The organism is Pseudomonas sp. GV047 (genome assembly GCF_003058245.1).
GTDB lineage: Bacteria > Pseudomonadota > Gammaproteobacteria > Pseudomonadales > Pseudomonadaceae > Aquipseudomonas > Aquipseudomonas marginalis.
On sequence record NZ_QCWA01000005.1, the window covers coordinates 438,063 to 458,345 of the forward strand.

At 63.1% G+C, this 20,283-nt stretch carries 17 protein-coding genes and 1 pseudogene; 14 read left to right on the forward strand and 4 right to left on the reverse strand.

Annotated features, from left to right (window positions below; genetic code table 11):
• The first annotated feature begins 6 nt into the window (after positions 1-6).
• From C8K58_RS15780 to C8K58_RS15805, 6 genes are all read left to right on the forward strand, one after another.
• On the forward strand, positions 7-768 hold the full coding sequence (locus C8K58_RS15780; RefSeq protein ID WP_027604648.1) for an SDR family NAD(P)-dependent oxidoreductase: 762 nt from the start codon (positions 7-9) through the stop codon (positions 766-768).
• Positions 769-845: 77 nt separating this feature from the next.
• Positions 846-1,595, forward strand: a complete 750-nt coding sequence (locus C8K58_RS15785) for an SDR family NAD(P)-dependent oxidoreductase (RefSeq protein ID WP_027604647.1) — start codon at positions 846-848, stop codon at positions 1,593-1,595.
• Positions 1,596-1,608: 13 nt separating this feature from the next.
• Entirely contained in the window at positions 1,609-1,908 is a 300-nt protein-coding gene (locus tag C8K58_RS15790) for a hypothetical protein (protein ID WP_092356256.1), read from the forward strand.
• A complete protein-coding gene (locus C8K58_RS15795) occupies positions 1,905-2,879 on the forward strand; it encodes a GTP-binding protein (protein WP_092356258.1) in 975 nt (324 codons plus the stop codon). Before C8K58_RS15790 ends, C8K58_RS15795 begins: the two co-directional genes overlap by 4 nt.
• Positions 2,876-4,048, forward strand: a complete 1,173-nt coding sequence (locus tag C8K58_RS15800) for a PotD/PotF family extracellular solute-binding protein (protein WP_065926582.1) — start codon at positions 2,876-2,878, stop codon at positions 4,046-4,048. The genes C8K58_RS15795 and C8K58_RS15800 overlap by 4 nt, the downstream gene beginning before the upstream one ends.
• 213 nt (positions 4,049-4,261) lie before the next feature.
• Positions 4,262-6,598 (forward strand): bifunctional diguanylate cyclase/phosphodiesterase, encoded by a 2,337-nt coding sequence (locus tag C8K58_RS15805; protein WP_092356261.1) that lies wholly within the window; start codon positions 4,262-4,264, stop codon positions 6,596-6,598.
• Positions 6,599-6,703: 105 nt separating this feature from the next.
• Here the strand turns inward: C8K58_RS15805 and C8K58_RS15810 are convergent, their stop codons facing one another.
• Together C8K58_RS15810 and C8K58_RS15815 are read right to left on the reverse strand one after the other, a co-directional pair.
• The gene (locus C8K58_RS15810; protein WP_092356264.1) at positions 6,704-9,121 is read right to left on the reverse strand and encodes a glucose/quinate/shikimate family membrane-bound PQQ-dependent dehydrogenase; all 2,418 of its coding nucleotides are present in this window, start codon (positions 9,119-9,121) and stop codon (positions 6,704-6,706) included.
• Between the two features lie 380 nt (positions 9,122-9,501).
• Positions 9,502-11,520, reverse strand: coding sequence for a TonB-dependent receptor (locus C8K58_RS15815; protein ID WP_027604641.1), 2,019 nt, complete (start codon positions 11,518-11,520; stop codon positions 9,502-9,504).
• A 149-nt stretch (positions 11,521-11,669) separates the two neighbouring features.
• On the opposite strand from C8K58_RS15815, the gene C8K58_RS15820 reads away from it, so the two are divergent.
• The 3 genes and pseudogenes from C8K58_RS15820 to C8K58_RS32720 all read left to right on the forward strand — a co-directional run.
• On the forward strand, positions 11,670-11,903 hold the full coding sequence (locus tag C8K58_RS15820; RefSeq protein ID WP_108573912.1) for a VF530 family DNA-binding protein: 234 nt from the start codon (positions 11,670-11,672) through the stop codon (positions 11,901-11,903).
• Positions 11,904-11,907: 4 nt separating this feature from the next.
• Positions 11,908-12,534, forward strand: coding sequence for a Pr6Pr family membrane protein (locus C8K58_RS15825; protein WP_108573913.1), 627 nt, complete (start codon positions 11,908-11,910; stop codon positions 12,532-12,534).
• Positions 12,534-12,715: pseudogene (locus tag C8K58_RS32720) on the forward strand (fimbrial protein); the annotation flags it as partial. The gene C8K58_RS15825 and the pseudogene C8K58_RS32720, both read left to right, overlap by 1 nt.
• A gap of 40 nt (positions 12,716-12,755) precedes the next feature.
• On the opposite strand, the gene C8K58_RS15830 reads toward C8K58_RS32720, so the two are convergent.
• A complete protein-coding gene (locus C8K58_RS15830; protein ID WP_092356270.1) occupies positions 12,756-13,523 on the reverse strand; it encodes a siderophore-interacting protein in 768 nt (255 codons plus the stop codon).
• A complete protein-coding gene (locus C8K58_RS15835) occupies positions 13,520-14,068 on the reverse strand; it encodes a PadR family transcriptional regulator (protein ID WP_027604637.1) in 549 nt (182 codons plus the stop codon). Before C8K58_RS15835 ends, C8K58_RS15830 begins: the two co-directional genes overlap by 4 nt.
• A 520-nt stretch (positions 14,069-14,588) precedes the next feature.
• Here C8K58_RS15835 and C8K58_RS15840 point away from each other — a divergent pair.
• From C8K58_RS15840 to C8K58_RS15860, 5 genes are all read left to right on the forward strand, one after another.
• Positions 14,589-15,080: a CS1 type fimbrial major subunit gene (locus C8K58_RS15840; protein WP_027604636.1), complete on the forward strand. Its 492-nt coding sequence runs from the start codon at positions 14,589-14,591 to the stop codon at positions 15,078-15,080.
• A 122-nt stretch (positions 15,081-15,202) separates the two neighbouring features.
• Positions 15,203-17,728 (forward strand): CS1-pili formation C-terminal domain-containing protein, encoded by a 2,526-nt coding sequence (locus tag C8K58_RS15845; protein WP_092356273.1) that lies wholly within the window; start codon positions 15,203-15,205, stop codon positions 17,726-17,728.
• 26 nt (positions 17,729-17,754) lie between these two features.
• Positions 17,755-18,993 carry a hypothetical protein gene (locus C8K58_RS15850; RefSeq protein WP_108573914.1) on the forward strand — a complete coding sequence of 413 codons (1,239 nt, stop codon included), beginning with the start codon at positions 17,755-17,757 and terminating at the stop codon, positions 18,991-18,993.
• A 15-nt stretch (positions 18,994-19,008) separates the two neighbouring features.
• The gene (locus tag C8K58_RS15855) at positions 19,009-19,749 is read left to right on the forward strand and encodes a pilus assembly protein (protein ID WP_108573915.1); all 741 of its coding nucleotides are present in this window, start codon (positions 19,009-19,011) and stop codon (positions 19,747-19,749) included.
• Positions 19,749-20,279 (forward strand): CS1 type fimbrial major subunit, encoded by a 531-nt coding sequence (locus C8K58_RS15860; protein WP_223841661.1) that lies wholly within the window; start codon positions 19,749-19,751, stop codon positions 20,277-20,279. The genes C8K58_RS15855 and C8K58_RS15860 overlap by 1 nt, the downstream gene beginning before the upstream one ends.
• The last annotated feature ends 4 nt before the right edge of the window (positions 20,280-20,283 follow it).

Genomic DNA, 20,283 nt, shown 5'->3' on the forward strand with positions numbered 1-20,283 from the left:
AATGTGATGAGCCGTAAAGTTGCCCTGATTACCGGTGCCGCCAGTGGCATCGGCCAAGCCCTCGCCGTGGCCTATGCCCGCAGCGGCGTGGCGGTGGTGGGCGGGTATTACCCGGCCGATCCCCACGACCCGGGCACCACCGTGTCGTGGGTGGAAGAGGCGGGGGGCGAGTGCCTGATGTTGCCGCTGGACGTGGGCGATACCGACTCGGTGGACGCCCTCGCCGAGCAGGCGGTACAGCATTTCGGCCGGCTGGATTACGCGGTGGCCAACGCCGGTTTGCTGCGCCGTGCGCCGCTGCTGGAAATGACCGACGAGCTATGGAACGAGATGCTCAATGTCGACCTGACCGGGGTGATGCGCACCTTCCGCGCGGCGACGCGGCATATGAACGAAGGCGGCGCGCTGGTGGCGATCTCCTCGATTGCCGGCGGCGTGTATGGCTGGCAGGACCACAGCCATTACGCGGCGGCCAAGGCCGGTGTGCCGGGGTTGTGCCGTTCGCTGGCGGTGGAACTGGCGCCCCTGGGCATCCGCTGCAATGCGGTAATCCCGGGGTTGATCGAGACGCCGCAGTCGCTGGATGCGAAGAACTCGCTGGGGCCGGAAGGTCTGGCAAAAGCGGCGCGAGCGATTCCGTTGGGGCGGGTAGGGCGCGCGGATGAAGTGGCGTCGCTGGTGCAGTTCTTGACCAGTGAAGCGTCGAGTTATTTGACCGGGCAGAGCATCGTCATCGACGGCGGCCTCACCGTGCGCTGGCCTGACTGACTGATGTACTCAATCCAAATGTGGGAGGGGGCAAGCCCCCTCCCACATTGGAAGTAAAATTTTTCAGGAGTTTTTGCATGAACCAACTGACCAACCGCCGGGCCGTGATCACCGGCGCCGGCAGCGGCATCGGTGCCGCCATCGCCCGCGCCTATGCCGTTGAAGGCGCGCGTCTGCTATTGGCCGACCGCCACGCCGCCAGCCTCGCCGAAACTGCGACCGCCTGCCGCCACCTGGGCGCCGAAGTGGTCGAGTGCGTGGCCGATGTGGGCACGGTCGAAGGCGCCCAGGCCAGTGTCGACCGTTGCGTCGAACATTTCGGCGGCATCGATATCCTGGTCAACAATGCCGGGATGCTCACCCAGGCGCGTTGCGTCGACCTGTCCATCGAGATGTGGAACGACATGCTGCGCGTCGACCTCACCAGTGTGTTCGTCGCCAGCCAGCGCGCCTTGCCGCATATGTTGGCGCAGCGTTGGGGGCGGATCATCAACGTGGCGTCGCAACTGGGCATCAAGGGCGGCGCCGAACTCACCCACTACGCGGCCGCCAAGGCCGGGGTCATCGGTTTTACCAAGTCCCTGGCCCTGGAAGTGGCCAAGGACAATGTGCTGGTCAACGCCATCGCCCCCGGGCCGATCGAGACGCCGTTAGTGGGCGGTATCAGCGACGATTGGAAGCGCGCCAAGGCCGCTGAATTGCCCTTGGGACGCTTCGGCCTGGCGGACGAGGTGGCGCCCACCGCCGTGCTGCTGGCCAGTGAACCGGGCGGCAACCTGTTCGTCGGCCAGACGCTGGGCCCGAACTCCGGCGATGTCATGCCATGAGCGGGGTGTAGCCATGTGCGGACTCTGCGGATTGCTCGGCGAAGACCTGCACTGGAGCGACCCCTTGGGTGATGAACTGCCCCGGCGCCGCGAACGCCTGCGCCGTATCGCCGCGATCAACCAGGTGCTGGCGGTGTTCCGGCTCAAGGTCGAAGACTTCCAGGGTGCGTCTTATCTGCTGGTGGGCGCCACCGGTAAACAGGCACTGGCGAGCGGCTTGGATCAACTGTGGCAGGCAGCTGAAACCATGCTCGGCCGGCCGCTGGACCCCCTTGATCCGCGTCTGCTCGATCACTTGGAGTCAGCGCCATGAGCATGCCCCTGAATGTCATCACCGGCTTCCTCGGCAGCGGCAAGACCACCTTGCTCCAGCGCCTGCTGCAAGGCGAAAGCCTGGGCGACACCGCGTTGCTGATCAACGAGTTCGGCGATATCGGCATCGACCATCTGCTGGTGGAAGAGGTCGCGCCGGACACTGTGCTGCTGCCCAGCGGCTGCATTTGCTGCTCCATCCGTGGCGAGCTCAAGGACGCGTTGCTCGGCCTCTTGCAACGCCGCGAGCGTGGCGAAATTCCTGCGTTCAAACGGGTGATCCTCGAGACCACCGGCCTGGCCGACCCGGCCCCGATCCTCGCCACCTTGAACAACGACGTGCAACTGCGCGGGCGTTTTCATATCGGCCTGGTGGTGACGCTGGTCGACGCCAGCCACGCCGCGTTGCAGGAACGCCTGCACCCGGAATGGCTGGCCCAGGTCGCGGCGGCAGACCGTTTGCTGCTGAGCAAGACTGATCTTGTGGATGACTGCGAACCGCTGCGTGCGCACCTGCAAGCGCTCAACGCCGGTACGCCGGTCCTCGATACCCACGCCATCCACAGTGGCGACCAACTGTTGCTCGGCGAAGGCCTGCGCAGTGCCGAACCCGCCCTGGAAGTCAGCCGCTGGCAATTGCACCAGACCACCAGCGCCACCCACGGTACGGCCCAGGTGTGCAGTATGACCTTCGACCGGCCGCTGGACTGGGTCGGCTTCGGGGTGTGGTTGTCGATGCTGTTAAGATGCCACGGCGAACGAATCCTTCGCGTCAAAGGACTGCTCAACGTGAACGCCAGTAACGCCCCCATCGTCATTCATGGCGTGCAGCATTGCCTGCATGCCCCGGTCCATCTGCCTGCGTGGCCAGGCACCGAGCGGCAATCGCGCCTGGTGTTTATCCTGCGCGGTCTCGACCCAACGTTGCTGCGGCGTTCCTTTGAGGTGTTCTCACGGCGGTTCGCCGGATGATCACCTTACGGGTGCTCGGCACCTCGGTCACTTTGCTCGAATGCCTGCGGGTGCGCGCCGAACAGGAACTGGGGATTCGCCTGGTGTACCAGGTGCACGATGTGGAGCAGGCCCAGCGCATCGCAGTGATGCAGCCCGACAGCTATGACCTGTACGACCAATGGTTTCACAACGTCGACTTCGTGTGGCCGGCCCGGGCGATCCAGCCCATCGACACGCGGCGCATCGCGCTGTGGCACGAGATCAACGACCTGCCCAAGCGTGGTCGGCTGTCGCCCAACGACCGCCTGGGCAGCGGCAGCGTGCCCAGCGAGCGCCTGTTCGTGCAGCACGACGGCAGCCTCGGCAGCACCGTCACCGAGCGCATCAGCATGCTGCCCCTGACCCACAATGCCGACAGCTTCGCCTACCGCCCCGAGCGCCTGCCCGAGGGTTTTTGCCACGGTAACGAAAGCTGGGGCTGGCTGCTGGACCCGGCCTGGCGCGCCCGCACGGCGCTGCAGAGCGATGCTGCCATCGGCGCGCTGGATGCTGCGCTGGCGGTGCAGGGCGCGGGGCTGGCGCGCTTCAACGACATCGGCAATATGAGCATCGAAGAGATCGACGTGCTCGCCGATATTCTGGTGCGCAAGCAGAAGGAAGGGCATTTCGCCGCGTTCTGGTCCGACGATGAAGAGGCCGCGCAACTGATGCTCAGCCCGAGCATCGATATTCAGAGCCTGTGGTCGCCAACCCTGATGCGCCTGCACCGCGCCGGGGTGAAATACCGCCTGGCGGTCCCCCGCGAAGGCTATCGCGCCTGGTTCGGCGGCTTGTCATTGTCGCGCCATGCCCAGGGGCCGGTGCTGGACGCGGCCTACGCGTACCTCAATTGGTGGTTGTCCGGCTGGCCGGGCGCGGTGATGGCGCGCCAGGGTTACTACATCGGCAACCCGGCGCGCAGCCGTGATCACCTGAGCAGTGCCGAGTGGGATTACTGGTACGCCGGCAAGCCTGCACGGGAGGAGCTGCTCGGCAGTGATGGGTTGCCGTTGATCGATATCGGCGAGGTGCGCGATGGCGGCTCCTATGAGCAGCGCATGGGGCATATTGCGGTGTGGAACTCGGTCATGGATGAGCACAACTATCTGGTGCGGCGTTGGGGGGACTTCATGCGCGCGCGCAGCTGACAGGGAGGTATGGTCAAGCGGTTGTCGCCAATAAAATGACAGTAAAATCCCCGGTTTTATTCGGTGCGCTTCTGCTCTGTCCCAGCTAATCTGCTAAAACCAAATTTCCAGTCTGAATGGATGTTTTTTTGACGGCGGGTCAGAGCGCAAGGAATGCACATGACTAAGGGACGCAGCGGCAGCGAGCGGCGAACGCTGCCGGAGGGCACTGCCATGACATGGCGCCATACCTTTCAAACCCGCATTGCCGGGGTGTTGGCGCTGTTGCTGCTGGTGGTGGTCGCCGCGACCTATTTCGCCGTCAAGAGCGCCACCCGCCGTGCCGTGGAGAACCAGGCACAAGTCCAACTGAAAACCGGAACCCAGGTATTCGAGCGTCTGCTGGACCTGCGCGGGCGGCGCCTGCAATACGGGCTCGACTGGCTCGCCGGCGATGGTCCGTTCAAGCTGGCCGTGGCCGAGGGCAAGCCTGCGCCGATCCTGGCGGCACTGCGGCGCCACGGCACCGGCATCCGTTCCAGCGAAGTGTTTGTGCTGGGCCTGGATGGCAAGGTCATGGTCAGCACACTTCCTATCCTCACCCGCGGCCAGCCGTTCCCCTATGACGCCGCCTTGCGCCATGCGCGGCGCAATGGCCTGCACATGGTGATCGTGGCCCTGGACGGGCGGCCTTACCTGCTGGTGCAGGATGAAGTGCGCGACCCGTTGCCCATCGCGCGCATCGTGATGGGCTTTGCCATGGACCAACTGTTCGCCTATGAACTGCGCTCCATGAGCAACCTGGAAGTGTCGTTTCTCTGTGTGCAGGACGGCACGCCCGGCCCGCTGTTCAGCACCCAGCCCGACGCGTACCGGGCCACCGCCCTCAGCCTGCTGCACGACGCTCCGCTCAACCCTGAGGCACAGATCCATGGGTTCCACGGTCAGCGCGTGCTCAGCCGCGTGCTTCCATTGGCCAATACCGGCGACGGCGATGACGTGCGCGTATTGCTGCAAAGCCCGCTGGACCATGCGCTGGAATCCTTTGCGCCGCTGGACCGGCAGTTTCTCGGGATTGCCCTGGCGGTGCTGCTGGTGTCGTTGGCCGGCGCGTTGTTCCTGGCGCGGCGGGTGTCGCGCCCGCTCAACGCCCTCGTGGAGGCGGCGGGGCGCATCGGCGCCGGTGATTACCGCACGCCGGTGCGGGTGCGCAGCCACGATGAGTTCGGTTTGCTGGCCCGCGCCTTCAACGCCATGCAAAGCGGCATCGCCGTGCGCGAACGGCAACTGGCCCATAACGCCCTGCATGATCCGCTCACTGGCCTGCCTAACCGAGCCCTGGCCATGGAACGCCTGGGCAGTGCGATCAGTGCCCGGCGGCCGGTAGTGCTGCTGTACCTGGGCATCGAGAACTACCGGGTGATCAACGAGGGCTTCGGTCCCGAGGGCGTGGATGAAATGCTGCGCGAAGCCAGCCGCTGCCTGTCCATGAGCCTGCTGGCCAGCGACACGGCGGCGCGCATCACCGGCAGCGAGTTCTTGCTGTTGCTGGAAAACACCGAGATCGACCGCGCCGTGGCCCGTGCCGACCGCCTCTACGCGCTGCTTACCGAGCCCCAGCGCATCGGCAATGATGAAGTGCGCCACGAGGTCAGCATCGGCATCGCCGCCTACCCCGCCGATGGCCAGCAGGTGGAAGAGTTGATCAGTCGCGCCGCCATCGCACGCCACGATGCGGCGACGCTGCCGGGCTATCTGCAGATCTACCAGCAGGACCGCGACCTCGCCCACCAGCGCCAGATCACCCTGATCCGCGACCTGCGCCGGGCCGTCGTCGAAGGCGAATTGTACCTGTGCTACCAGCCCAAGCTCGACCTCAAGCATGGCGAGGTGTGCCAGGCCGAAGCCCTGCTGCGCTGGCAGCATCCCACCCTGGGGCTGGTGTCGCCCGCCGAGTTCATCCCCCTGGCCGAGCGCACCGGCAGCATGGGCGGCCTGACCCTGTGGGTGATCGAAGAAGCCATCCGCCAGATCGGCGAGTGGTCGCAGCGCGGCATGCACATTCAGTTGTCGGTGAACATCTCGGTGGATGACCTGGCCGATGACGACCTGGCGATCCGCGTCAGCACCTTGCTGATGCAGTACGGCGTGGCGGCCCGGCAACTGATTTTCGAAATCACCGAAAGCGCGATCATGCACAACCCGCAGCAAGCCTTGAGCGTGCTGGAGCAACTGCGCGGCTGCGGCATCAGCCTGTCGGTGGATGACTTCGGCACCGGCTATTCCTCCCTGGCGCAACTGCAGCGCCTGCCGGTGCAGGAGTTGAAGATCGACCAATCCTTCGTGCGCAACCTCGACAGCACCAGCGGCGACGGCGTGATCGTGCGTTCGACCATCGAAATGAGCCACAACCTGGGGCTCAAGGTGGTGGCCGAAGGCGTGGAATTCGAGCCCAGCCTCAAGCTGCTCAAGCAGTGGAACTGCGATACGGCCCAGGGCTACCTGATCAGCCGGCCGCTCAATGCCATGGCGTTCGAGATGTGGATGCGGCGGGAACGCAAGCCGCTCTGAAGCACCGCATAATCCAACACCGCGCAAATCCGCAGCTGCTATGGAAGGCACAAAAAAGGCGGCTACCTGTGAGGGTAGCCGCCTTGGTTTTGCCGCCGATACAGCTTAATCCGGCAGTTTGAACGCCATCACGTAGTCACCCTGCTTGGTCCCCAGGGAACCATGACCACCCGCCATGACCAGCACGTACTGCTTGCCGTCCTTGCCGGTGTAGGTCATCGGGGTGGTTTGCGCGCCGGCGGGCAGGCGGCCTTCCCACAACTGCTTGCCGTTTTTCACGTCATAGGCCCGCAGGTACTGGTCGAGGGTACCGCTGAGGAACGACACGCCACCGGCGGTGGTGAAGGTGCCGCCCAGGCTCGGTACGCCCATGGTCAGGGGAACCGGCACCGGCGAGCTGTCACGCACGGTACCGTTCTTGTGCATCCAGATAGTCTGGTGGGTGGTCAGGTCGACCGCGGCCACGTAACCCCACGCCGGTGCCTGGCACGGCAGGCCCAGGGGCGACAGCAGTGCTTCGAGGATCACGCCGTACGGCGCGCCTTTGTTCGGCTGCACGCCCTGGGTTTCGCTGACACGAGGGCCTTGCTTGGCGATATCGGCCGCCGGGATCAGCTTGGATTTGAACGCCATGTAGCTCGGGTTCACGAAGGCGATCTGGCGTACCGGGTCGACGGAAATGCCACCCCAGTCGAACACGCCGAAGTTACCTGGGTAGACGATCGAACCTTGCAGCGATGGCGGGGTGAACGGGCCGTCGTAGCGCATGGATTTGAAATCGATGCGGCACAGCATCTGGTCGAACGGCGTCACGCCCCACATGTCACGCTCCTTGAGGGGCGGTGGCATGAAGTTCAGCTCGGACTTCGGCTGGGTCGGGGAAGTACGGTCGCCCGCGACAGCGCCCTGGGGCACGGCCACTTCGTGGATCGGCACCACCGGCTGGCCGGTGGCGCGGTCCAGCACGTAGATGCTGCCTTGCTTGGTCGACGCCATCACCGCTTGCTTCACGCCGGCTTCGGTCTTGATGTCGATCAGCGACGGCTGGCCGCCGACGTCCATGTCCCACAGGTCATGGTGAGTGAACTGGAAGGTCCACTTCACGTGGCCGCTGTCGATGTCCAGGGCAGTCAGGCCCGCAGCGTATTTCTCGGAATCGTCGGTACGGTCGCCGCCGTACTGGTCGGGCATCTGGTTGCCCATCGGCAGGTAGAGCATGCCGAGTTTTTCATCCACGGCGAACATGGACCACATGTTCGGCGAGTTGCGGGTGTAGGTCTTGCCTTCGGCCAACGGGGTGGTGTCGTCCGGGTTGCCGCTGTCCCAGTTCCACACCAGCTTGCCGGTGTGCACGTCGAACGCGCGGATCACGCCGCTGGGCTCGTCGGTGGAGACGTTATCGGTGACGTGGCCACCGATCACCACCAGGTTTTTGGTCACGGCCGGTGGCGAAGTGGAGTAGTAACCGCCTGGGGCGAAGCTGCCGATGTTGGCACGCAGGTCGACCTGGCCTTTGTCACCGAAGTCTTCGCACATCTTGCCGGTGTCGGCGTTCAGGGCGATCAGGCGGGTGTCGGCGGTCGGCACGAAGATGCGTTTCGGGCAGGCATTCGGCGCGGCGGCCGGGCTGGCGCTGCCGGTCGGGCTCTGCTCGGAAGCGTAGGCGGCGTCATCGTGATACGACACGCCACGGCAGGTCATGTGCGCCCAACCCTTGAAGTTCTCGGCACCCTGGCTGCTGATCTTCGGATCGAAGCGCCAGATTTCCTTGCCGGTGTCCGGGTCCAGCGCAATCACCTGGCTGTGGGGCGTGCACACGTAGAGCATGCCGTTGACTTTCAGCGGGGTGTTTTCCGCGGTGGTTTCGCCTGGATCGTTCGGGCCGGGGATGTCGCCGGTGCGATAGGTCCACGCCGGTACCAGCTTGTGCGCGTTTTCCGGAGTGATCTGCGCCAACGGCGAGTAACGATCACCGTAGGCCGAGCGGCCGTAGGAGTTCCAGTCGCCATCGGCCTGGGACGGTGCAGCGCTGGCCATGCCCGGTACCGCGTCGCGGTCCAGTTGGCCGGTCTTGACCATTTCACCGGGGTTGGTGAATTGGCTGGCCAGGGCGGTTGCACCGGCCAGCACCACGGCCACGCTCAGCGCGCCAGTGCCCAGCGGGGCAGGTTGGCCGCGCAGCAACGGACGGCGAAACCACGGGAGCAGCATGACGATGCCCAGGGCGAACAGCAGCGCCAGGCGCGGCACCAGCTGCCACCAATCCAGGCCGACTTCCCACAGGGCCCATACGGTGCTGGCGAACAGCACCAGCGCGTACAGGCCCAGCGCGGCGCGGCGGGTGGCCAGCAGCAGCAGGCCGGTCAGGGTGATGCCGATACCGGCCAGCAGGTAGTACAGCGACCCGCCGAGCAGGCTCAGCTTGACGCCGCCGGCCAGCAAGGCCAGGCCCATGATCAGCAGCAAGACGCCTAGCAGCCTCGGCAGCAGGCGGCTCGGACGTGAAGCACCGTCAGTGCTCATAGTTGTGTTTCTCCGTTACGTTGGAATTATGTATCCCCGTGTTTCTTCACTGTAGATGACGATTCGACACGGGCTTGGTTCAGCGTTAATTACGTTTTTCTGTGGATAACGGACTTATCCACAGGTGGGAGATTTATTCCCGTGCGCAGGTCGGCGTAAGACAGCGCTGTCTTGGCGGGTAGGAATAATCAGCAAAGTGGGGTCGGCCGGGGGAGTGAAACGTTTCAGGTTATTGCCGACAAGGATAAAGCGCTGGCGCACCAAGAGAAAGCACGAATCGCAAGATGCATCATTTCAGATTTGGTAACAGTGACAGATCGTCGCTGCCCAATAACGGTGGGAGGGGGTAAGCCTCCTCCCACAGGGGCATTTCAGTGTGTTTAGAAGGTGGTGCGGATGCCCAATTGCACGCTGCGCCCCGGTGCCGGCGCGATATCGCGCAGGATCGAGCTGGCGTAGCGCACGGTCTGGTTGGTCAGGTTTTCACCGTTCACAAACGCCAGCCATTGGCTGCCGCCGACGTTGAAGCGATAGCCCGCGCTCGCGCCCAGGGTGGTGTAGCCATCGGTACCGCTCTCGTTATCCGGCACACGCCCTTGCCCGGCCGCGTGCTCGACGTCGATGCGCGCCTGCCAGCGGTCCAGTTCCCACAGCAGGCCGCTGTTCAAGCGCAGCGGCGCGATGCGTGGCAAGGCTTCGCCGGTGTCCAGGTTGGTGGCGCGGGTGTAGTCGCCTGACAGCTCCAGCGCGAACTTGCCGTAGGCGCCTTCGCCGAGCTTCCAGTGATCCTGGGCCTCGAAGCCGGCGAAACGTGCGCGCACACCGGAGTATTCGTACTCGGGGATTCCGCCAGCGTCTTCTTCGCCTTCGTCGTTCAGCGTACGACCGGTGCCCAGCAAACCGATGTAATTGGAGAAGTGGCTGTAGAACACGCCGAAGCTGCCCTTGTGGGTGCCGGTGTCAAAGCGCAGGGCCAGGTCGCTGGACACGGCTTTCTCTTTCTTCAGGTTGGCGTCGCCCAACTCATAGGTGCCGGTGGCGACGTGGGCACCGTTGGCGTACAGCTCGTAGAAGGTCGGTGCGCGCTCGGTGTAGCCCAGGGTCGCGGCCACGGACCAGATCGGCGTGAGGGTATACACCGCGCCCGACGACAGGCTGCCGGCGGTGAAGTGGTTGCTCCTGTCGGCGCCGGCGAAGCGTTCGTTGCCCTTGGCGTCGGGGTCGACGCGGGTGTGTTCCAGGCGCCCGCCGAGGCTGAGTTTCAGGCGGTCGGTGGCTTGCATTTCTTCGAGGATAAACAGCGCGCCGGCGTTGGTATCGGTCTGCGGCACGAAGGCCTCTTCGCCGAGGGCCGAGAACTCGTTGCGCGTCACCTGCGCACCGACCACGCCGTCGAATGGGCCGAGCGGCTGGTGACGGGCTTCGACGCGGGCTTCGTAGCCCTTGTTCTTGAAGACCGTACCGGTTTCGCCGCCTTCGATTTCGCGGTGCTCGTAGTCGGTGTAGCCGGCGTCGACCTTGACCGAGGTAAACGGGCCTTGCAGGTTGCGGATTTCGGACGCGAACCCGTAGTGATCCTGCTGCATGCGGATGCGCACATCCTGCTCGGCCGGGGAGCCGTAGTTGCTGTCGTAGTTGCTGTAGGACAGCCCGGCGTAACCGTCGTCCCAGGTGTAGGAGCCGCCTACCGCGCCGCCGTCCTGGCGCCCGTCGCTGTTGCCCAGGCGGCCGTTCCTGCCGGGTGCGTCATCGCTGTCCGGGGCGTGGCGGCTGCGGGCCTGGCCGGGGATTTTCAGGTCGTTGAATTCCCGCGCGTTGGCATCCAGGTGCAAGGCGAAGGTGCCATTGCCGGCTTCCAGCTTGCCCGCACTGCTGCGCGTGGTGTCGGCGCCGCCGTAACGCAGTTCACCGGCGCCGTGGATGCCCTCGATGGCTTCGGTGGGGATGCGGTTGTCGAAGGTGTTGACCACGCCACCGATGGCGCTGCCGCCATACAACAGCGCTGCCGGGCCGCGTACGATTTCAATGCGTTCGACATTCACCGGGTCCAGCGGTACCGCATGGTCGTAGGACAGTGACGAGGCATCCAACGCCCCCACGCCATTGCGCAGGATACGAATGCGGTCGCCGTCCTGGCCACGGATGATCGGCCGGCTGGCGCCCGGGCCAAAGTACGAAGACGACACGCCCGGCTGCTTGTTCAGGGTTTCGCCGAGGCTGCCTTTTTGTTGCAGGGTCAGCTCATCACCCTCCAGCACGGTGGTCGGCGAGGCGAGTTGCTCGCTGCCCAGCGGGTTGCCGGTGATGACTTGGGGTTGCAGTTCCAGGGCGTGGGCTTCCGAGCTGATCAGCAGGGCGGCGGCGAGCGGCGACAAGCGCCACAGGGAGGAGAGGGACATCGGACATTCCTTGGCAAAACGACGAAAAGACTTGAGACGTATAGTTACAATATAACATCTCTTTTTCGCCGAGGGCGGGAACTTTTTTTACCTGCCAGGGCGGAGTGATAAGGTGTGCGCCTTCGTGAACACTTTTTCATAGGCCCGGCATGACCGCGACAAACAACGACCCCCTCCACGGCGTGACCCTGCAACACGTCCTCACCACCCTGGTGGAACACTACGAATGGGCAGGCCTGGCCGAACGCATTGATATCCGTTGCTTCAAGAGCGACCCGAGCATCAAGTCGAGCCTGACCTTCCTGCGCAAGACCCCATGGGCGCGGGAGAAGGTCGAAGGCTTGTACGTCAAGCTGATGCGCACCAAACGCCCGGTGGATTGACCTCATGAAGCGGTATGTGGCGGCAGCGGCGCTGGCCGGTTGGGTGGGCCTGGCGATTCAGCAATACCTGATTTTCTATTCGCGCTGGGAGTCCGGCGCCAGCCTGCTCGGTGGGTTGATCAACTTCTTCAGTTTCTTCACGGTGCTGACCAATACCCTGGCAGCGGTGGTGCTGAGCTATGCGTGGGTGAAGCGCGATTCTGCAGCCAGGCGGTTTTTCCTCACCCCCGGTGTCAGCAGCGGCATCGCCGTCAGCATCGTGGTGGTGGGCCTGGCCTACAGCCTGTTGCTGCGGCATCTGTGGCAGCCCGAAGGTTTTCAATGGATCGCTGATGAGCTGCTGCACGACGTGATGCCGCTGCTGTTCGTGCTGTACTGGTGGCGCTGCGTGCCCAAGGGCCAGTTGCGCCTCAAGCACATTGGCCTGTGGGTCATCTACCCGTTGGTGTACTTCGGCTATGTGCTGCTGCGTGGGGATTTGCTCGGGCAGTACCAGTACCCGTTCATCGATGTCGGCACCCTGGGTTATCCACATGTGTTTGTGAATGCCGGGGGGATCCTGCTGGGGTTCGTGCTGGTTGCCCTGGCGGCGGTCGGCCTGGACAGGACCTTGAAATCATCCCGAATTTAACCTGCACGATCAACATAACAACCCGATCGATATCAACATTCGGCAATGTGCACCAAAGAGCAATAGGTACCGATCCGCCGACACGATCCACCGCAGCAACCGCCGGCTCACCTATTCATGCCCGGACGGTGGGATCACCATCACCTGCAAAGGTACTGCCTCGTCGTTCGATACGCGCCTGCCGCTGGGGTTGTCAGCGGCAGCGGTGTCCTTGTTGAGGCTTACTCCTCTTCGCTGCCTTCCGCACGCCAGTAACCCACCGCCTTGAGGAACGCCTCATTGACCTTGTGGGTGTCCAGCAGCACCCGGCGTACCTGGCGCGACAGCCTGGTTTCGGTGGCGACAAAGCTGTACAACGAACCGCTCGGCAGCGTCAGTTTTTGCACGGTGTCGAGCAGGTCGTCCTGGCCGCGCACGACCCATTTCACCTCCACATCGGCAGCACTTGCCAGTGCCTGCCGTTCCGCCGCATTGGCGATTTCGATCACCGCCAGCACCTTGCGCCCGGCCGGCAATTCTTCCAGGCGCCGAGCAATGGCCGGGATCGCCGTCTCATCGCCGATCAGCAAATAGCTGTCGAACATATCCGGCACGATCATCGAGCCCCGTGGCCCGCCGATGTACAGGTGCTGGCCGACCGTGGCCTGTTCTGCCCAGGTGGAGGCGGGGCCGTCGCCGTGCAGCACGAAGTCGATGTCCAGCTCGCCGATGTCCAGGTCGAAGCGCCGTGGCGTGTAGTCGCGCATCGCCGGTTGCGGGCCGTCGCCCTTGATGTTGAAGGTCGGGCTTTCCAGCGCCGCTTGTTCGGCAGCGTTCTGCGGGAACAGCAGCTTGATGTGATCGTCACTGCCCAGGCTGATAAAGCCCGCCAGTTCCGGGCCGCCCAGGGTGATGCGGCGCATGCGCGGGGTGAGGTCGACTACCCGCACGACTTCGAGGCGGCGGCGTTTGATTTCGTGGGTCACGCGGTGGATGGCTTGCGTATTCATTGAGCTGTCCCGTCGGCAATGGCTTGGGCGGCGCCGTTGAGCAGCGCCGCGACACGAACGATTTCTTCCGGGCTCCAGCGCCCGTGGTGCGAATGCAAGGCATGGCGCAGGTTATGCACGGCCTCGTGGATTTCCGCTGGGCGGTCATGGCCGCGCAGCGAGCGTTTGCTCACGTCCATGCGCAGGCGAATGCCGTCGAGAGCCACTGCCTGTTCGCTTAGGAAGAGACGACCGGCCTCGGTGATTGTGTAGCGTTTTTTTCCACCTTCGGCGTCGCCGGCGATCAATTCGCTTTCTTCCAGGAAGGTCAGCGTGGGGTAGATCACCCCGGGGCTGGGGCTGTAGGCGCCGTCGAACAGGGTTTCGATGCGGCGGATCAAGTCATAGCCGTGGCACGGCTGCTCGGCAATCAGCGCCGGCAGCAGCAGTTTCAGGTCACCCGGTGCGAAGACACGCGGGCCACGCCCACCGCGTTCGCGGCCGGCGCGCTTTTCAAAGCCATCGTGGCGCTCACCGTGGTCTCGGTGGTGATGAGGGTCTCTCATGGTGATGTTCTCTTGTCTGATTTCGATACAACTTAAGATATATCTTGTGAGAGATGCAAAATCTTCTGACGAGCGGTGCCGGCAGGCGAGAGCTGCTTCTGAAGGAGCGTCACGACCCACAATCCGTTCCGGCGCTACCATCCTTTATTTGACCGTTAAATGGCGATTTCATGAATGGGGAATAAACTTATTAAGTACGTCTTTAGGCGAAACGCTTGAATAGTTAGAGTCTGCGGTGCGTGTAGTTAATGTCCTACAGATAAATGAATAAACTAAGTAGTATCGAGTGCTTGAAAAGGTAATACATAGATGACAGTTAATATTCAACGTATTGAATAATATTGTTTTTTTCTGTATTGCCCAGTCGTGATTAATTACGCGGTTAAACGAATGTGCTGGCATCGTTGAATGGGTTTTCGAGGGAGTATTTACCGGCGTCGCAAGACACGCATTACGCGATTGCTTGCGGCGCGAGAAACCGTTTCTCAACTAAAGACTGATGTCACTACAGGTACTTAAAATGCTTAAAAAGACCGCTTTCGTGCTGCCACTGATCGCTCTGGCTATTGGCTCTTCCAGCGTGTTCGCTGCCGGCGAAGCTACCAGCGTCATCAACATCAAGGCCACCATTCCTACCAAGCAGTTTCATGTCCAGCCGCGTGATCCCAACTTCGGTCGTGATGAAACCATGGCCTACAACACCGTCAGCGGTGAACTGAGTTCGCTGCGCGCTACCTACGATGTGAAGAACACGGATGGCTCGATCAAGGCCTACATCGAAGGCGGTCCTGCTTCGTTGACCAACGGCACTTCGTCGATCGCACTGACGAACACCTTCAACGGTGTGGTGCTGACCGGTTCGCCGCTGGAAGTGGTCGACGACGCCAGTTCCACCCCAGGTACCCAGGCGGATCTGGTCGTGGCCGCAGCCAAGCCGGCGGATGGCATTTCCGGCCTCTTCACCACCAACTACACCATCGTGTTCGACCACGAGCCACGCGTTACTCCGTAACGCCAAGCCCGTTGACTCAATAAGCCGCGGCTTATTGTTGGGTAGCGGTACCGGTCGGCAGGCAGCGTTTGTCGGTCGATCGGTCTCCCTGTTTTGACGTCCGAATTCAGAGTATTCCGTTCATGTTCCCGATGACTCCCATCGCGGCAGCGCTCGCCCTGTTGTTTTGTGCGGGCGCGTTGGCGGCAGGTACCGCCGACGGTACAACCCCTCGTAGTTTGCTGTCCCAGGCCAAGGGACTGCCGGCGGACTTTGAAGAGCACTTTTTCGACGTGCCGCTGGCGGTCAGGGTTGAGTTGGATCAGGAGTTTGTCTCCGAGGCGATGATAGTCCTGACCCGTGATGACCGCATGACCCTGCTCGACTTTACCGACCACGACGGCAGCGTGATCAAGGACGAAGAGCGCGACCAGTGGGCCGATTACCTGAAACAGGGTGTGGCCCTGGGTGCCTGCGCCAGCAACTGCCCGGATGGGCTCATGGCCGTGCACTACAACCTGGAAAACTCCACGGTGTCGCTGCTGACCGAAAACGCCGAGCGTGATGAGCAGGCGCAGCGCTACTATTTCCTGCCCACCGGTGGCAGCACCGGCCTGATCGTACGCAACCAATTGAACCTCAGCGGCGGCGAAGGCCAGGACCTGGGCGGGCGCTTCGGCATCGACGCCAGCAGCAGCCTGGGCCTGTGGAGCCAGACCCTGAACATGCAGTTCTCGCGCCTCGGCGGTCCCGATGACGACGACCTCAACCACGCGGTGTATGCGCTCTATACCCAGCGCGAGTTGCAGGGCAACTTCCTGCGCCTGGGTTACTTCACCCCCAACGCCGAAGGCCTGACCCGCCAGTTGCGCACCTTCGGTGCCAGCCCGGACACCGCGGTCGGCGTGATGTACGGCAGTTCCGACAGCCTGGTGATCAACAACTCCAAACCGGCGGTCTACCCGATCTATGTCACCGCCAGCCGCCAGGCATCGGTGGAGATTTACCGCAACGGCCTGCTGATCAACACCCAGCCGGTCGGCAGCGGCCTGCACAGCCTGGACACCCGACCACTGCCCGGTGGCATCTATGAAGTGGAAGTGCGCCTGGTGGAAGACGGCCAGATCACCAGCACCACCCAGGAGCTGGTGTACAAGCCCAACAACTGGCGCAACCACGACGAGCGTTGGCGCTACAACCTGTTCGCCGGCCAGGAAAGCAAACTGCTGAGTAATTTCGACGAACAAAGCAGCGGCAGTCCGACTGCCGGCGTTTCCCTCAATTACCTGGCGCATCCCCGTGTGGTGCTGGGTGTATCCGGGCGCCAGGTCAAGGACAACATGCAGTACGGCTCCTCGATCGACTGGACCCTGGCCGACCAGGCCAGCCTGTACGCCAACGTGTACTGGTCGGAAAAGTACGGCACCGGCCTCGACCTCAACGGCTTATACAACTACGGCATGGGCAGCGTGGTGTTCAACCACACCCGCAGCTGGCTCGACACCCGCAACACCTACGAAAACCTGCCCGATGGCACGCGTATTCGCCAGCGCGACATCTTTGTCGGCCAGACCAGCAGTTCGTCGATTTCGGTCAACCATCGCCTGAGCAACCTGCGTTCGATCAATGGCCGGCTGTTCTACAGCGAGGGCAATAACGAAGGCGTCGGCCTGGACCTGGGCTGGACCGAACGCACCCACCTGTTCGGCAACGACGCCAATTGGCGGCTGTCAGTGTTCGACCGGCCCGCCAGCGCCAGCACGGGCGACCGGCGCAACCGCGGGGTCGACCTGAGCGTCAGCCTGGCCCTCGGCGCGCCGGGCGAGCAATGGTCCGCCAGTATCGGCACGCGGACTTCCCGCGACGGGACCCGCGACAACAATGCCTCGCTGACCTACCGCAAGGACCTGCAGGACCACATGCTGCAAAGCGTGTCCGCCACGGCAACCACCGACACCTACGGCGTCGGTTTGTCCGGCATGGCCAGTTTCGAAAACGAGTTTGTCAGTGGTGACGGCTATGCCCAGCGCTCGTCGTTCAACAACGAGTTGTCCGGCGGCCTCAACCTGGACAGCACCTTCGCCCTGGGCCAGCAGAAGATGGTGCTCACCAGCCAATACCACGGCACCGGTTCCGGCCTGATCGTGGACGTGGAGACCGACGTCGATGACATCGCCCTGCGCGCCGACGACCTGAGCGGCGGCAGCACGGCCCTGCGCCCCGGCCGCAACTTCATCCCGATCACCGCCTACAAGGGCAGCTCGGTGAGCTTCGACTTCGAAGGCAACCATGCACCCTCGGCCACGATCCAGCCGCCGCGCACGCGCTACCACTTGAACAAGGGGGGCGTGGAGTATCGCAAGATCAGTGTGATGCAAACCGTGACCGTTCTCGGTCGCCTGGTGGATCCCCAGGGCAAACCGCTCAAGGGCTTGCACGTGATCAATCACGCCACCCGTGGGGTGAGCGAGGTCGACGGCTTCTTCTCGCTGGAAATGAACGCCAGTTCACCCACCCTCGAAGTGCGCCGTAACAACCAGTTGCTCTGCCAGTTCCGGCTCGACCCCTCCAAGGCCCGCAGCGAAAACAGCGTGCTGATGATCGGTGACTTGCGTTGCACGCCGGATACGTTGGCCGACTCCACCACCGCCGAACAGATTGCCGGTTGAGCATGATGACGAGACTAAACAACGTTATGAAAAAACCCAGGGCCCGCGCGCCTCGCCGTTTCGCCCTGGGCATGGCCGTCCTGCTGTGTTCCGCTGGCGCAACGGCCGACGAGAACATCACCGCACGGTTCCGCCCCGATCCGTCCAACCCCATGGTGAACAAATTCGAAAACACCACGCCGATCAGCTCGATCTGCGCCGCGCATATTCCGGCGCGCTGCAAGGCGTTGGGTATTTTCAGCCTGCGGGACACTACCCTCAGGATTGCCAGCATCGCACCGATCATTGCCAATCATGAGGAGGAGCGTCAGGGCTTCATGGTCAAGGTGCCGTCCGCTTGGCGTGACTTGGTCGTGACCCATGCCACCACCCAGGAAACAGAGATCGTTCAAGTCCGGATCGCTGGCATCGGCGGGTATTGGTCTGTCCCCCGGCCTCCAGGCGTGTCGGCATGGGGGCAGCCAGGGATCGCCTGGTCAACACAGTGGCGGTACGCTCCTTCCCCTTGCCAAAGCACCAGCCATCTTGCAGCGGGTACCGCGTCCGCTTCGTACTTCTGGCTGACGCCTGAAGGGGCCGGCCCTTGCAGCCGGAAACCGTCACAGGACCTGCTCAGGATGAACGTCAACACCATGGAGTATGCCTACGAACTGCGCACGCCCAACCCCTTGGGCATGTCCAGCGGGCTATACACCGGCAGCATCACCTACACCATGGGCCCTGGCGGCGATTACGATTTCGGCGACGTCATGATGCCCTCCAAGAACGCCCTCACGTTCAACTTCACCTTGAGCGTGGAGCACGACCTCAAGGTCGAGGTACCGCCGGGGGGCAATCGCATTGAACTGGTGCCCCAGGGCGGCTGGCAGCCCTGGCTGAACCAGGGCCGCAAACCCGCGCGGCTGTTCCGTGACCAGACCTTCAATATCTCCGCCTCGTCGCGCTTCAAGATGCAGTTGGGGTGCGAGCGAACGATGGGCGATACCTGCGCCTTGAGAAACGCCACCGACGGCCACGCAGTGCCGGTGGATGTCAGCGTCAGCCTGCCCCATGGCTTGAGCCACGGGGACGGTGCGCCGGTGAATCGCCAGCCGTTGCTGCTGAGCGGTGCCGGTACCGAGTTGTTTCAACCGGGGTTCTATGTCAACCGACGGCCCGGCACCTTGCACTTCGAGGTCAAGAAAGACTACGCCGAACAGATGCTCGAACGGGGAGGCAGCACCTACTCGGGCCAGGTCACGGTGGTCTGGGATTCGGAACTCTAACGGGGATTTATGGCGATGAAACATCTGTTGGCGCTGTGTGCGCTGTGCTGGTTGCCGTTGTCGGCGCCAGCGGCTCCCAACATCAACGTCGGGGTGTTCTATGACTACCTCGACGGTGACAAAAGTACCTACCTGAAACGGATATTCAACGGTGGCGACAGTACGGCGTTCATCAAGGTCTCGGTGATGGAGATCCTCTACAACGCCGATGGCAGCGCCGAGGAGGTCGAGCTCAAGAACACCCCCGGGAATGCCGCGCGCGATGGCCTGATGGCCACGCCGGCCCGCCTGATCGTGCCGCCCGATGGCATGCAGGGCACACGCCTGTTGTACCTGGGCGAGCGGCAAAACGAGCGCTATTTCCGCCTGCGTTTCGTGCCCGTGATGCCCGAGCCCGAGGACGATTTCGTGGTCTCCAGCGAAGAGCGTGAGGCCTACAAGAATCAACTGTCAGCCGGGGTCACGGTGTTGGCGGGGTTCGGCACGGTGTTTTTCGTGCGGCCTAAGAACACCCGCTTCGCCACCCGCATCGATGAGCAACCCGTTGAGTACGGGCTGCATAACGACGGCAACAGCGTGGTGGTGGTCGATGAGTTCAAGGACTGCGCCAGTGGCGATAGCCAGGACTGCCTGCCCGTCACCAAGCATCACATCCTGCCGGGGCGTGCCTTCAGCTTTGCCAGGCAGGCCGGGCGTACCTACCGCTTCACCCTGATCGAGGGCAGCGAAAAAAAACCATATGAGGTCAAAGGCTGATGGTCAGTGAAATAGCCCCAGGGGGCGCGCGCCAGTCGTGCAGACATTGCAAGCTCGTGTTGGCGGCGCTGCTGCTGATGGTGGGCGCATTGCTGAGTACCCAGGCCTTGGCGATCCGTGAAGAACAGGTGTTCGATGTGTCCGTGACCATCCCGACCGCAGACTTTTACGTCCTGCCGATCAACCCCGGGTTCCTGGAGCGCGAGCAAAAAATGGTCTGGGACCTGGTACCCGGGCGCCTGCGCCCGCTGCGCGAGCACTTTGACGTGAAGAGTTCCGCCGGCGGCATCAACGCCCGTCTGGGCGCGTTGCCCACGCTGTTCAATGGCGGGCGCACCTATATCGACTTGAACGTCACCTTCAACGGCCAGGTGCTGGGCCTCGATGACACCCTGGTGGTGCCGCACGACGAGGCGCGCCAGGGCAAGCGCGTGCTGCTGGATATCTCGGCGGTCGAGCCGGCGGATGGTTTTACCCCTGGTGAGTACTACGGCAGCGTCGAGCTGCTGTTCGATGCGGTACGGCCGTGATGAT

What these genes read in the sequence shown, in the direction of transcription:
- C8K58_RS15785 (WP_027604647.1), top strand. Translation starts at nt 846, where the DNA reads ATGAACCAACTGACCAACCGCCGGGCCGTGATCACCGGCGCCGGCAGC.
- C8K58_RS15860 (WP_223841661.1), top strand. Translation starts at nt 19,749, where the DNA reads ATGGTCAGTGAAATAGCCCCAGGGGGCGCGCGCCAGTCGTGCAGACAT.
- C8K58_RS15815 (WP_027604641.1), bottom strand. Translation starts at nt 11,520, where the DNA reads ATGTCCCTCTCCTCCCTGTGGCGCTTGTCGCCGCTCGCCGCCGCCCTG.
- C8K58_RS15845 (WP_092356273.1), top strand. Translation starts at nt 15,203, where the DNA reads ATGTTCCCGATGACTCCCATCGCGGCAGCGCTCGCCCTGTTGTTTTGT.
- C8K58_RS15790 (WP_092356256.1), top strand. Translation starts at nt 1,609, where the DNA reads ATGTGCGGACTCTGCGGATTGCTCGGCGAAGACCTGCACTGGAGCGAC.
- C8K58_RS15795 (WP_092356258.1), top strand. Translation starts at nt 1,905, where the DNA reads ATGAGCATGCCCCTGAATGTCATCACCGGCTTCCTCGGCAGCGGCAAG.
- C8K58_RS15825 (WP_108573913.1), top strand. Translation starts at nt 11,908, where the DNA reads ATGAAGCGGTATGTGGCGGCAGCGGCGCTGGCCGGTTGGGTGGGCCTG.
- C8K58_RS15830 (WP_092356270.1), bottom strand. Translation starts at nt 13,523, where the DNA reads ATGAATACGCAAGCCATCCACCGCGTGACCCACGAAATCAAACGCCGC.
- C8K58_RS15855 (WP_108573915.1), top strand. Translation starts at nt 19,009, where the DNA reads ATGAAACATCTGTTGGCGCTGTGTGCGCTGTGCTGGTTGCCGTTGTCG.
- C8K58_RS15840 (WP_027604636.1), top strand. Translation starts at nt 14,589, where the DNA reads ATGCTTAAAAAGACCGCTTTCGTGCTGCCACTGATCGCTCTGGCTATT.
- C8K58_RS15780 (WP_027604648.1), top strand. Translation starts at nt 7, where the DNA reads ATGAGCCGTAAAGTTGCCCTGATTACCGGTGCCGCCAGTGGCATCGGC.
- C8K58_RS15835 (WP_027604637.1), bottom strand. Translation starts at nt 14,068, where the DNA reads ATGAGAGACCCTCATCACCACCGAGACCACGGTGAGCGCCACGATGGC.
- C8K58_RS15800 (WP_065926582.1), top strand. Translation starts at nt 2,876, where the DNA reads ATGATCACCTTACGGGTGCTCGGCACCTCGGTCACTTTGCTCGAATGC.
- C8K58_RS15805 (WP_092356261.1), top strand. Translation starts at nt 4,262, where the DNA reads ATGACATGGCGCCATACCTTTCAAACCCGCATTGCCGGGGTGTTGGCG.
- C8K58_RS15810 (WP_092356264.1), bottom strand. Translation starts at nt 9,121, where the DNA reads ATGAGCACTGACGGTGCTTCACGTCCGAGCCGCCTGCTGCCGAGGCTG.
- C8K58_RS15820 (WP_108573912.1), top strand. Translation starts at nt 11,670, where the DNA reads ATGACCGCGACAAACAACGACCCCCTCCACGGCGTGACCCTGCAACAC.
- C8K58_RS15850 (WP_108573914.1), top strand. Translation starts at nt 17,755, where the DNA reads ATGAAAAAACCCAGGGCCCGCGCGCCTCGCCGTTTCGCCCTGGGCATG.